Raw genomic sequence first — 12787 nt, forward strand, 5'->3', positions numbered from 1 at the left:
CGCTCACACCGCCCCTCGTGCGTCCAGCCGCGCCCGCAGCCTGCGCAGACATCGCTGGCGCAGCGGTCCGATGCTGCCCACCGCGATACCGAGGGCGGCGGACACCTCCAGATAGCTGGGCGGCGGCGAGGCCATCAGGACGCGCAGCAACTGGCGGCAGCGGTCGCCCAGTTCCTCGAACTCCTGCCACAGCCGCCGGATCCGCTCGGCCTCGGCGGCCGCCTCCTCCGAGTCGAGCAGCGACTGCTCGGGCGTACGGTCCTCACTGACCCGGTCCAGGACCTGCGGATCGTCCGTCGGCATCAGCCGGGTCAGGCCCTTGATCACCTTCAGGCACTCGTGCCGGGCCGTGCTCGCCAGCCAGGACCCCGCCTTCTCCGGCTCGCGGATGCGGCCGAGGTGCTGGGCGAATCGGAACCACACGGTCTGGTAGACCTCCGAGCCGTCGGCGTCGGAGAGCCGGTGCGCGCGCACGACGGACCACACCAGCGGACTCAGCCCTTCCACGAGCGCCTTCCAGGCCGCCGCGTCGCCTTCGACGGCCGACCGGACCAGCGCCCCGACATCTGCTCGGTCCACGGTCCCACCCCTCGTGTACGGCAAGTCATCGTACGCCGCGGAGGGGACGCATCCGGTCCTCATGCGCCGGGAACCAGTCGCACGACGGGGACCGGGCGCCAGGTGGGTGGCTTCAGCGCCGGTACGTGCGCCCCGCGTACTTCGGCGTACTCGGTGTTGGAGTCGAGCAACTGCCTGCGTGCGGCGCGCGGGTCGCGCTCCTTGTGCGCGGTCATGTGGGCGGCGACCAGTCCGGCGGCGACCGGGGTGGCGAACGAGGTCCCGCTCCACTGCGCGAACCCTTCGAACATGACCTGGTCCGCCTTGACCGAGGTGCCCTGCCGTTCCTCGCTCAGCACGCCGGTGTGGCGCGGGTACTGGCAGGTGCAGGCGTACGCGAAGCCGAACCGGCAGGAGTCGTACGTGGAGTGCTGGTAGGCGTACGGCACGGGCCGGTCGAAGCCGGTCAGGGCGCTGGTGAGTCGCTCGCCGGGCGCGTACGCCCGTACCCAGGAACCGTGGTTGGTGAAGCAGGCGCCGAACTCGCCGTCGCCGCGCAGCGCGCCGACCGACAGCACGGCGTCCTCGTAGTCGGGCAGCGAGGCGTAGGCGGCGGGCCAGAAGGGTGTGGCGCTGGCGTTGTTGCCGGCCGCCGCGACCAGCAGGGTGTGCTGCTCGCGCAGTTCGCGCATGAAGGCGTCCACGCCGAGCAGGCCGTCGGTGCGGCCGTTGGGGGTGCCGGCGGAGAGGCTGATGATGTCGGGCCAGCCGCCCCGGTCCACGGCCTCGAAGAGCCTGGCGCCGAAATCGGACTCCAGGATCGCGCCCGCGTCGTCGAGCGTGTTGCGAACGGTGAGGTCGGTGTTGGGCGCGACGGCGGCGAGCAGTCCGGCGATGAACGTGCCGTGGCCGACGTACTGCCTGAGGACACCGTCGTCGCCGGTCTCCTTGAGCTGCGCGTCCCCCTCGGTGCGGGCGAGCAGCGGGTAGGACCGGTAGTCGTGCATGAGGCCGTTGTCGATGACGAGGACGGCGACGGCGGTGTCCACGTCGTACGGCGTCCCGTCCGCCGCCGGGTTGCACGGCCCGGTGAGAGGGGCCGGCACGGGCTCGTCGCCGGGGCAGGCGTTGACCGACGCGATCGACACCACATGGTTGCGGCTGACCAGCCGGCGGCCCTGGCGGCCCTCGTGCTCGCGCATCGCCCGCAGCGCGTGGGCCACGGAGCGGTCGCCGCTGCGGTCGCCGTGGCCCGGGTCGCCGACCCGGATGCGGGTGACGCCGGTCCGGTTCGTCTCCGGGCTCTCCCGGCGCACGTGGTCGGCGACCAGCCCGGTGGCTTCGGCGAAGTGGCCGCGGACCGTGTCCTCGACGAGCCGGGCCTCCTCGCCGTCGCGGGCGAGGACGACGCCCTTCTCGTAGAAGAACTCGGCGGAGTCGTCCGGTCCCATCGCCAGCGGGACGTCCGGCATCGACCGCTGGACCTGTTCGAACTGTTCATGGAAGCGCTGAGGTGCCATGGCGTGTCCTCCCCCTGAGGCCGGTTTCGTCAGTCTGAGCCCGCAGGCCGCCGATTGATACAGGCCCGGACCATGACGGGTCGTGACGGGACCACTACCATCCGAGGAGTGACAGCGACAGACGCGTCGGTCCTTCAGTTGCTGCCGATGGTGTTCGCCGCCCCCAACGAGGCCCTCGCCGGGGCGCAGCGGGTGCTGGACGCCGATCCGCCGCCGTTGCACGCCTCGGTCGCCCACCAGGTCATCGGCATCTGGCACCGGGACTTCGGCGACATCCGGATCGCCCTCGGTCATCTGCGGCGCGCCCGCGACCTCGCGGCCCGGGCCGAGTCCGCCGACCGGGAGGCGGACGTCCTGGCCACGCTCGGGGTCGCGTTGGTGCACGCGGGGCGCACGCGGCAGGGGCTCACTTCATTCGAGCGTGGGGTCGCGCGGGGCACCGGGCACACCCGGGCGCGGGTGCTGTTCCGCCGGGCCTACGTCTGGTGGGTGCTGGGCCGGCACCGGGAGGCACTGGGGGACGTGCGCCGGGCGATACCGGTGCTGCGGCAGGCCGACGACGTGATCTGGACGGCCCGGGCGCTGACCCTGCGGGCGACCGTGCACCTGGCGCTGGGCGCGGTGGACCGCGCGGACGCCGACTTCACGGCGGCCGAGCGGCTGTGGGAGACGACCGGCCAGGAGCACGACAAGGCAGACGCGGTGGAGAGCCGGGGCCTGGCCGCGTTCCGCTCCGGTGACATCCCGGCGGCGCTCAGGCTGCTCGACGAGGCCGAGGAGCGGTACGCCAAGCTCGGCACACCCACGTTCATGCTGTGCGTCCGGCGCTGCGAGGTGCTGATGGCCGCCGGGCTCGCCCCGGAGGCCCTCGCCGAGGCGGACGCGGCGATCGCGGCGCTCGACGAGATCGGCGGGCAGTCCACCCGCAAGGCCGAACTGCTGCTGGCCGCCGCCCGTGCGGCCCGCTCGGCCGGGGACCCGCACACGGCGATCGCGCGGGCCGCCGTCGCCGTACGGCTGTTCGCCGGTCAGCGGCGCTCCTGGTGGGAGACGCATGCCCGGCTGGTGCTGATCGAAGCGCGGGTGGCGGCGGGGCGCCGGTCGGGGCGGATGGTCGCGGACGCGGCCCGGGTGGCGGAGCGGCTGGCCTCGTTCGGCTCGCCGGCCGCGCCGGAGGCCTCGCTGCTCGCGGGCCGGATCGCGCTCGCCCTGGGCTGGACGGCGGACGCGGAACGGCATCTGGCGGTGGCCGCCCGCAGCAGACGGGCCGGGCCGCCGCTGGCCCGGATGACGGGCTGGGCGGCGCAGGCGCTCAGGGCGCGGGCGGCAGGTTCGGGACGGGGCGTGCTGGAGGCGTGCCGGCGCGGTCTGGACGTGCTCGACGACCACCGGATGACGCTGGGCGCCTCGGAACTGCGGGCCCGGGCCACCGCGCAGGGCGCGGAACTCGCGGCGCTGGCCCAGGAGGCCGGCCTCGCCCGGGGCGGGCCGCGGCGGCTGCTGGAGTGGAGCGAGCGGTGGCGGGCCACGATACTGTCCGCGCCGCCCACCCGGCCGCCCGCCGATCCCGCGCTGCTCAGCGGCCTGACCGCGTTCCGGGAGATCGCCGCCCGCGCGGAGGCCGCCCGGACGGACGGCCGCCCGGTGCCCGCCCTGGAGCGCGAACAGCGGCGCCTGGAGCGGGAGATCCGCTCCCGCACCCTGCACATGCGCGGCGCCGCCCCCGGATACGGGGACCGCTTCGACCCAAGGCGGCTGCTGGACCGGCTCGGTGACACGCGGCTCGTCGAACTGGCCGTACTGGACGGGCGGGTGCACGTGCTGCTGTGCGGGCAGGGGCGGGTGCGGCGGTTCGAGGGCGGGGCACTGGCGGAGGCGGTGGCCGAGGCGGAACACGTCCAGGCCGGGTTGCGGCGGCTCGCCCACCCGGGGGCGGAAGCCAGGCTGCCGGTGGTGGAGGCCGCGGGCCACCGGCTTCAGGAGCTGCTGCTCGCCGGGGCGGTACGGCACCTGGGGTCCGGGCCGGTCGTGGTGGTGCCGCCGGGCGCGCTGCACCGGGTGCCGTGGGCGCTGCTGCCGTCGCTCGGGGAGCGGGTGCTGAGTGTGTCGCCGTCGGCGGGCAGCTGGCTGCGGGCCCGGGACACCGAGCCGCCGCCGGGCGGCCGGCAGGTGCTGGTGCGCGGCCCGGGGCTGGCGACGGGCGGCGCCGAAGTGCCGGAACTCGCGGGCCGCTACGGCACGGCGACGGTCCTGGAGGGCGACGACGCGCAGGTCCCCCGGGTGCTGGACGAACTCGACGGCGCCACGCTCGCCCATCTGGCGGCGCACGGCACGTTCCGCGCGGACAGCCCCTTGTTCTCGTCGCTGCGGATGGCCGACGGACCGCTCATCGTGCACGACTTCGAACGCCTGGACCGCAGCCCGTACCGGATCATCCTCTCCAGCTGCGACACCGCCCGGCTCGCCTCGGTCGGCGCCGACGAGCTGCTGGGCCTGGTGACCGCGCTGCTGCCGCTGGGCACCGCCGGGGTGGTGGCGAGCAGCGCGCCGGTCAGCGACGCGGCCGTGGTGCCGCTGATGCTCGCGCTGCACAAGGGCCTGGACGCGGGCCTGTCCCTCGCCGAGGCGCTCCGCGACGCCCGGGCCGCGCTGCCCGGGGACGCGGTGCACCAGGCGACCGGGTGGGCGTTCGCGGCGTTCGGGGCGGCCTGACGTCGCATCACGCCGGCTGCTCGACCGGCGGTTCCGCCAGCCCCGGCAGCTGCGCCCGGTCACTCGCCCCGAGCCGCGTGTAGGCGCTGTACAGGTGGTTGCCGACGGTACGCACCGACAGCGTGAGCCGCTCCGCGATCTGCCGGTTGCTCAGCCCGGTCGCCGCGAGGGCGACGATCTGCCGTTGCCGGGCGGTGAGTTCGCCCAGGACAAGACCGGACAGGGCCGGGGTGCGGGCGCCCTGGCAGCGGCGGGCCAGGGCGAGCGCGCGGGTGCGGGAGGTGCGGGCGGCGCCCGGGTCGCGATGCGCGTGGGCGGCCTGTGCGTACGCCTCGGCCGCGAACAGCAGGAAGCCGCGCTGCCGCAGCGCCTCGGCCGCCCGGTCCAGCGCGGGTCCGTCGCCGCGGGCGAGCGCGTCGGTGTGCCGGGCGAACACGCCCCCTGCCGGGAGGTCCCCGGCGGCCTGCTCGGGAGTACCGAGGCGTACGGCCTCGTAGCGGGCGTACATGTCGCCGTCACCGCACCCGCCCGCGAACTCGCTTTGGGCAACGGCTAGTTCCTTCCGGCAGGCCGGGTCGTCCGGTACGTCCCGCAGCCCTTCGCGCGCCCAGGCCGCCGCCTCGCGCACCTCGCCGCGCAGCCGCGCGAACCGGGCGCGTACGGCGGCGTACCCGGCCGGTACCCGGGCGCCCTCCGCCACCAGCCACTCCCCCACCGGTGCCGGCACGGCCCGGACGTCCGCGGCCGCGATCCGGCGGGCCAGGGTGTCCCGTTCGGCCGCCAGGGCGGGGCCGCGGCCGTCCGGTGTGCGGGCCGTCCGCCGGGCCCGCAGCTTCCCGGCGGTGGCCCGCAGCGCCGGGCCGTGCAGCGGGTGGGTGAGGCGGACGCCGCCCTGGTCGTCGGCGTGGACGAGACCGTCGGCCTCGAGGCGTTCGAGGGCGTCCAGGTGGAGATCGTCCGGGTCGAGCTCGTCCAGGTGCAGGGGCAGCGGCTCGGCGAAGGCGAGGCGCTGAAGGATCTCGCGCTCACCGGGGCCCGGGCGGTCCAGGACGTGGGCGACGCGTTCGCGTACGGCGGCGGTCACCGGCACCGGGCCGCGCCAGGCCCATTCGCCGCCGCCCGCCACGGGGGTGAGCAGGCCGCCCTCGCGCAGGGCTCCCACCAGTTCGCGCAGCAGCCTCAGGTCGCCCCCGCACAGCCGGTGCAGCCGGCCCACGGTGAGCGGTTCCAGGGTGCGGCCCGCGCCCGCGGTGAGCAGCCTCGCGGTGTCCTCGCGCGGCAGCGGCTCCAGGGCCAGGCGGGGCAGCAGCTCCCCGGTCCACAGCCGGGACACGGCGGCGGGCACCTGTGCGCCGTCGTCCGCCGCGATCACCACGAGGCGGGTACGCCCGTGCACGGCGAGCTGGTGGACCAGGGCGGCGGAGGCGTCGTCGAGGAGGTGCGCGTCGTCGACCACGAGCAGGCGCACGGCGGACAGCAGCCGCAGCGCGCGGTGCAGCGAGACCGCCCCGGGCAGCAGGTGCGCGAACGCGGCGAAGTCGAGCCGGCGTGTCTCGGGCGTCCCGGTCACCCGGGCGCGGTCGGTGCCCCGGACGGCCTCGGTGACCAGCCGCGTCTTGCCGCGGCCGGACGGTCCGGTCACGACGACGCCGTGCCGGGCGCCGGTCAGGGACCGGCGGATCAGGTCCAGTTCGTCCTCCCGGCCGGTGAACGGCCAGGGCGGTTCGAGTGTCCGCGCGTCCGGTTCGTAGGTCGTCACATCAGTGAGAGGCGAGATACTCACGTCTGATACAGGGGGACTTGAGTAGGCCTCGACTCAGGCGCCCGGCGGGGGGGCGGCGGCAGGCTGGGCCCATGACCGCTCGCTACTGCTCGCTCCCGCAGCAGTCGGCCCCCTCGTTCGCACCGGGGCTGACCGCCGAGCGGCTGAGCGCGCTGACCGGCGGGCGGCGGATGTGGGTCAACGGCACGGTCCTGCACTACCACTTCTTCGACGCCGACACCGACGCGTCGGTGATCCCCGTCCCGGGGACCGGGGAGACCCGCCGGGTGTCGTGGGTCGGGGCCGGAGAGCAGCGGGACGCGGTGCGCGAGGGCTTCCGGCGGTGGCAGGACCTCGGCATCGGTGTGACCTTCGCCGAGGTCGGCGACCGCCGGGAGGCGGAACTGCGCATCGGCTTCCAGGCCGGTGACGGCTCGTGGTCGGCGGTCGGCCGGGAAGCGCTGACGGTCGGCCGGGGCGAACGCACCATGAACTTCGGCTGGGACCTGACCGTGCCCGGGGAGCGTGGGACGGCGCTGCACGAGATCGGGCACGCGCTCGGCATGCTGCACGAGCACCAGAGCCCGGTCGCCGGGATCCACTGGGACGACGAGGCCGTGTACGCCGATCTGGCGGGCCCGCCGAACTTCTGGAGCCGGGACACGACGTACACCAGCGTCCTGCGCAGGCTGGACCCGTCCGAGGCCAACGGGTCCGTGTGGGACCCGCAGTCGGTCATGGAGTTCCCCTTCGGGCCGGGGCTGGTCCTGGAGCCTGAGCAGTACCGCGCGGGCCTGCACCCGCCGGGTTCCCTGTCCCCGGCGGACAAGGAGTTCGTGCTCCGCTGGTATCCGCCCGCCGAGCCGTCCCGGCCGCCCGCGCTGGTGCCGTTCCGCTCGGCGCCGCTCGGCCTCGGCCCGGGCGGACAGGCCGACTTCACCGTCGAGCCGCCGGAGACCCGCGCGTACACCGTGGGCACCTTCGGGGACGCCGACAGTGTGCTCGTGGTCTTCGAGGAACGCGACGGGGAGCCGCGTTACCTCGCCGGCCGGGACGACGGGGGCACACCGCTCAACGCCACCGTCCAGGTCCGGCTCGTCAAGGGCCGCCGCTACTTCGTCCGCGTCCGCCTGTACTCCACCTGGGGTTCGGGCGAGACGGCCGTCATGTGCTGGTGACAGCACAGGCCGCGACGCGGGCGCCCGGACCACGGTCCGGCACCGGGGGAGCGGCCGCGGACGTCACCTTCGGGGGAGGGAGACGTCCGCGGCCACGCCGATCGGCTCGACCGCCAGGAGTGACCCCACCGCGCCCGGTTCACCTCCGGCGCCACTCCTCGGCCAGCAGTTCGTAGGAGCGGACCCGGTCGGCGTGGTCGTGGGTGATCGTCGTGATGAGCAACTCGTCGGCGCCCGTGGCTTCCTGGAGTTGTTCCAGCTGGTCGGCGACCCGGCCGGGCGAGCCGACGAACTGGGTGTCGACGCGGTCCTGGACGAGGGTCCGGTCCTCGTCGGTCCAGGTGTGCGCCCGGGCCTCGTCCGGTGCCGGGAACGCGATGGCGCCCTCCGCGGTGCGGATGCTGCGCACCCACAGGCCGTAGCCGGTGGCGAGTTCCCGGGCCGTCGCGTCGTCCTCGGCGACCACGACGTCCGCGGAGACGCTGACGTACGGCTTGTCGAGGGCGTCCGAGGGCTGGAAGAAGGACCGGTAGCCGTCCACCGCCTCCAGGACGGTGGCCGGGCTGACGTGGTAGTTCGCCGCGAACCGCAGGCCACGGGCGCCCGCCGCCTCGGCGCTCTGCCCGCCGCTGCTGCCCAGGATCCACACCTCGACGTCGGCCCCCTCGCCCGGCACCACGTGCGCCTCGGCGCCCTCGGGGGAGCGGTAGGTGCCGGCCAGCAGGGCGAGGATGTCGTCGATCTGCTCGGCGTAGTCCTGGGATTCGGCGCCCGGCAGCAGGAGCAGCCTGCGCTGGAGGGCGATGCGGGGTGAGCCGAGGAGGTGGGTGAAGGAGAACCGGGGCGGGATCCGCAGGCCGTTCGGGGCTCGGCCGTCGACGACCGGGGTGGCCGTGGCCGGCGCGGCGGCCTTCTCGCCGGGCGGCCCGCCGCCGGAGCGGCCGAGGCCCAGGTCGAAGCGGCCGGGGTGCAGCGCGTCGAGCAGGCCGAACTCCTCGACCGTGCTCAGCGCGGTGCGGTGCCCGAGCTGGACGGCACCCGAGCCGAGCCGGATGGTGGAGGTGGCGTCGGCCGTCAGCGCGAGCAGCACCGCCGGGGACGTACCCGCGACGCCCGGGTTGAGATGGTGCTCGGCGAACCAGTGGCGGGCGTAGCCGAAGCGCTCGGCCTGCCGGGCCAGGTCGATGGAGTTGCGCAGGGCGTCGGCGGCCGTCGATCCGGAGGAGACCGGGACCAGGTCGAGGACGCCGAGCGGGATGTCAGACATGGGCAGGTTCCTCGCCGGCCGACGGTGCCGCAAGGACCGGGGCCCAGTCGAAGGGCGGGTCGGGGATGTCCCTCCGCAGCACCGGGGCCACCGCCGACTGGAAGAGCTCCAGCGAGTCGCGGTGCTGGGTGTCGGTGAGGCCGCTCGCGTCCGCGGGCACATGGATCAGGGTGTGCCCGAACTGCTCGTGGTAGCGGTGCACCTTGTCGATGACCTGCTGCGGGCTGCCGATCAGGGCCGAGCTGCGCTCGACGTAGTCCTCCAGGGTCTCGAAAACCACGGGGAGGCCCGCCTGTCTGAAGAAGGCCAGGTTGGCCTCGAAGATCGGCCGGTACACCGCCAGCGCCTCCTGGGAGGTGGGAGCGACGTAGAGCCCCGCCGTACCGGCGCCGATCGCGATGTCGGCCGGGTCATGGCCGTAGTACTCCCAGCGTTCACGGTAGTAGCGGATCAATGCGGCGTAGGGCTCCATGGGGTTGGTGACGTTCGCCGAGACCAGCGGGTCGCCGTAACGGGCGGCCAGATCCACCGACTCCTTGCTGGTGGCGCTGCCGTGCCAGACCCGGATCGGCTGCTGGTACGGCCTCGGCCACACCTCCGCGTCCTTCAGCTCCGGCCGGAAACGGGTCGCCGCGGTGACCTTGTCCTGCCGCCAGATCCGCCGGAACACCTCGTAGCTCTCGGCGTTGCGGTCCCACTGGTCCTCGGGCGTGACGTGGAACAGCTCCCGCTGGGCGGCTCCGTTGCCCTTGCCGATGATCAGGTCGAGGCGGCCGCCGGAGAGGTGGTCGAGGGTGGCGTAGTCCTCGTAGGCGCGCACCGGGTCCAGCAGACTGAGGGTGGTGACGCCGGTGAACAGCCGTATCCGCTTGGTCAGCGCGGCGATGTGGCTGAGCACGACGGGCGGCGAGGAGGAGATGAACGGCCGCTCGTGCCGCTCCCCCACGCCGAAGCCGTCGAAGCCCAGCTCCTCGGCGAGCAACGCGTTGTCGAGCACCTCACGGAACCGGTCGTGCGTCGGCTTCTGGACGCCGGTCACCGGGTCCGGGCGGTGCACGATCAGCGTGAGGGCGATGAACCTCACGACGCCACCCGCTCGCCGGGCACCTCGTCGATGGGGGTCCCCCCGCTCGAGCGAAGCCGAGGGTGGGGGAGGGCGAGCCCGAGGTGGTCGCGCAGGGTGGTGCCCTCGTAGTCGGTACGGAAGACGCCCTGTTCCTGGAGGAGCGGGACGACCTTGTCGGCGAACGGGTCGAGGCCGCCCGGGGTGATGTGCGGTACGAGGATGAAGCCGTCGGACGCGTCGGCCTGGACGAAGTCGTTGATGGTCCGGGCGACGGTCTCCGGTGAGCCGACGAAGGTCTGCCGGTTGCCGGTGTTGATGACCAGGTCGCGGATGGACCAGTTGTTGGCCTCGGCGAGCTCGCGCCACTCGCGGGCGATGGCGATCGGGTCGCGGTACATCCGCACCTGGGCGCGGCCGCGGGAGATGTGCTCCTCACTGACCAGCGGGGCGACGTCGGGCAGCGGGCCCTCCGGGTCGTACGCCGACAGGTCCCGGTTCCAGACGAACTCCAGGTGCTTGATGGCGGTGGCCCCGCTGACCTGCTGCCGGCGCACCTCGCGCGCCAGTTCCTCGGCCTCGGCGTCGGTGTCGCCGAGGACGAAGGTCGCGGCGGGCAGGATGAGCAACTGGTCGTGGCGCCGGCCGTACTTGGCGAGGCGGCCCTTGACGTCGGTGTAGAAGGCCTGCCCCTGCTCCAGGGTGGCGTGCCGGCTGAAGATCGCGTCGGCGGTGGAGGCGGCGAACTCCCGGCCTTCCTCCGAGTCGCCCGCCTGGAAGATCACCGGGCGGCCCTGCGGGGAGCGCGGGACGTTGAAGCGGCCGTGGATGTCGAACTGCTCGCCCCGGTGCACGAAGGCACCGGCCTTCGCGTCGCTCAGGAAGGTACCGGTGGCCTGGTCGGCGAGGATCTCGTCGCCGTGCCAGGAGTCGAACAGTTCGTTCGCGGTGGCCAGGAACTCCTTGGCCCGGGAGTAGCGCTCCCCCTGCGGCAGGAAGCCGCCGCGGCGGAAGTTCTCGCCGGTGAAGGCGTCCCAGGAGGTGACGACGTTCCAGGCGGAGCGGCCGCCGGAGAGGTGGTCGAGGCTGGCGAACTGGCGGGCCACCTCGTAGGGCTCGTTGAAGGTGGAGTTGATGGTGCCGGTCAGGCCGAGCCGGTCGGTGACGGCGGCGAGCGCGGCCAGCACCGTGAAGGTGTCGGGGCGGCCGACCACGTCCAAGTCGTAGATCTGCCCGCCCTGTTCGCGCAGCCTGAGGCCCTCGGCGAGGAACAGGAAGTCGAACTTGGCGCGTTCGGCGGTGCGTGCGAAGTGCGCGAAGGAACTGAACTCGATGTGGCTGCCGGCGGCCGGGTCGCTCCACACGGTGGTGTTGTTGACGCCGGGGAAGTGGGCGGCGAGGTGGATCTGCTTCAGCGGCTTGCTCATGATCGTGGGTTCCTCCGGCTCAGGCGGTGGCTGCGGCGAAGCGGTTGGCGGGGCGGGCGAGCCCGAGGAGGCCGCGCAGGGTTCCGGCCTCGTAGGCGCTGCGGAACAGGCCCCGGCGCTGGAGTTCGGGCACGAGCCCGCGCGTGATGCCTGGCAGGTCGTGGCCGAGCACGGCCGGCCGCAGCCGGAAGCCGGTCAGCCCGGCGCCCTGCAACTCCTCAAGGAGGTTGGCGAGTTGGCCGGGGGTGCCGGTGAAGATCCGGGCGTCGCTGGTGTACGGGGTGCCCGCGAGGGCGTCGAGGCGTTCGCGGCGGGCCGCGGCCTGCGCCGGGTCCTCGTCCAGGAAGACCACCAGGTCGCCGAAGACGTGCAGGGGGTCCTCGGCGCGCCCGGCCGCCTCCTGCTCGGCGCGGATCTCGGCGACGATGGCACGGGCCTGGGCGGCGTCGTGCGGGGTGACGTAGCCGACGTCGGCCTGCCGGGCCACGAGCCGGTACGGCACCGTCTGGTGGGCGAGCGCGGTGACCAGCGGCTGTCCCTGGGGCGGACGGGGCGTGATCGACGGGCCCTTGACGCTGAAGCGGCGGCCCTCGAAGTCGATGTAGTGCAGCTTGTCGCGGTCGATGAACCGGCCGGTGGCCGCGTCCCGGATCTCCGCGTCGTCCTCCCAGCTGTCCCAGAGGCGGCGGACGACCTCCACGTAGTCGGCGGCCTCGTCGAACAGGTCCGTGACCAGTTCCTGCGCGGCCGGACTGTCATAGGCGTCGATCAGGGGAACGGTGCGGCGGCCGAAGTGCGCGGCCTCGTCCGGCCGGGCGGTGATCTGCACGCGCAGGCCCGCGCGGCCGGTGCTGACGTAGTCGAGGGTGGCGATCGCCTTGGAGATGTGGAACGGCTCCGTGTGGGTGGCCACCACGGTCGGCACCAGGCCGATGTGCCGGGTGAGCGGGGCGATCCGGGAGGCGATGAGCACGGCGTCGAGCCGGCCGCGTACCTGGTCGGTGCGTTCGTCCGGCTCCAGGAAGTGCGAGGACTGCGGGCCGAGGCCGTCCTCGATGGTCACGAAGTCGAGGAGACCGGCCTCCGCCTCGGCGACCAGGTCGGCCCAGTAACCGGCGGTCAGCAGGTCCCGGGGCCGGGCCACCGGCTCGCGCCAGGACGCCGGGTGCCAGCCGGTGCCGTCGAGGGCGACGGCGAGGTGCAGGGGGGAAACGGGGGTCGATGACACGAGTGGGTGCCTTCCTGGAGGTCCGTTCGAGGGCGCCGGCCCGCACGGGAGCGGGGCTCCGGCGAGGAGGGT

General features: G+C 74.2%; 9 protein-coding genes. 2 read left to right on the forward strand and 7 right to left on the reverse strand.

The features are described from left to right. Positions 1-3: 3 nt before the first annotated feature. Both ACWGJM_RS14650 and ACWGJM_RS14655 read right to left on the reverse strand, forming a co-directional pair. A complete protein-coding gene (locus tag ACWGJM_RS14650; protein ID WP_453412031.1) occupies positions 4-642 on the reverse strand; it encodes an RNA polymerase sigma factor in 639 nt (212 codons plus the stop codon). Continuing rightward, a complete protein-coding gene (locus ACWGJM_RS14655; protein ID WP_453412032.1) occupies positions 639-2078 on the reverse strand; it encodes a S8/S53 family peptidase in 1440 nt (479 codons plus the stop codon). The genes ACWGJM_RS14650 and ACWGJM_RS14655 overlap by 4 nt, the downstream gene beginning before the upstream one ends. A 147-nt stretch (positions 2079-2225) precedes the next feature. On the opposite strand from ACWGJM_RS14655, the gene ACWGJM_RS14660 reads away from it, so the two are divergent. Further along, the gene (locus ACWGJM_RS14660; RefSeq protein ID WP_453412242.1) at positions 2226-4790 is read left to right on the forward strand and encodes a CHAT domain-containing protein; all 2565 of its coding nucleotides are present in this window, start codon (positions 2226-2228) and stop codon (positions 4788-4790) included. A gap of 7 nt (positions 4791-4797) precedes the next feature. Here the strand turns inward: ACWGJM_RS14660 and ACWGJM_RS14665 are convergent, their stop codons facing one another. After that, positions 4798-6549 carry a LuxR family transcriptional regulator AbsR2 gene (locus tag ACWGJM_RS14665; RefSeq protein WP_453412243.1) on the reverse strand — a complete coding sequence of 584 codons (1752 nt, stop codon included), beginning with the start codon at positions 6547-6549 and terminating at the stop codon, positions 4798-4800. Positions 6550-6644: 95 nt separating this feature from the next. On the opposite strand from ACWGJM_RS14665, the gene absR1 reads away from it, so the two are divergent. Next, on the forward strand, positions 6645-7730 hold the full coding sequence (gene absR1, locus ACWGJM_RS14670) for a beta-glucuronidase AbsR1 (RefSeq protein ID WP_453412033.1): 1086 nt from the start codon (positions 6645-6647) through the stop codon (positions 7728-7730). 139 nt (positions 7731-7869) lie between these two features. Here the strand turns inward: absR1 and ACWGJM_RS14675 are convergent, their stop codons facing one another. From ACWGJM_RS14675 to ACWGJM_RS14690, 4 genes are read right to left on the reverse strand one after another with little or no spacing between them, the layout of a single operon-like run. Further along, positions 7870-8997, reverse strand: coding sequence for an LLM class flavin-dependent oxidoreductase (locus ACWGJM_RS14675; RefSeq protein ID WP_453412034.1), 1128 nt, complete (start codon positions 8995-8997; stop codon positions 7870-7872). Then, entirely contained in the window at positions 8990-10081 is a 1092-nt protein-coding gene (locus tag ACWGJM_RS14680) for an LLM class flavin-dependent oxidoreductase (protein WP_453412035.1), read from the reverse strand. Before ACWGJM_RS14680 ends, ACWGJM_RS14675 begins: the two co-directional genes overlap by 8 nt. Continuing rightward, a complete protein-coding gene (locus tag ACWGJM_RS14685; protein WP_453412036.1) occupies positions 10078-11487 on the reverse strand; it encodes an NtaA/DmoA family FMN-dependent monooxygenase in 1410 nt (469 codons plus the stop codon). The genes ACWGJM_RS14680 and ACWGJM_RS14685 overlap by 4 nt, the downstream gene beginning before the upstream one ends. 19 nt (positions 11488-11506) lie before the next feature. Next, a complete protein-coding gene (locus tag ACWGJM_RS14690) occupies positions 11507-12715 on the reverse strand; it encodes an LLM class flavin-dependent oxidoreductase (RefSeq protein WP_453412037.1) in 1209 nt (402 codons plus the stop codon). Positions 12716-12787: the final 72 nt, after the last annotated feature.

Source organism: Streptomyces sp. NPDC054834 (assembly GCF_053611185.1).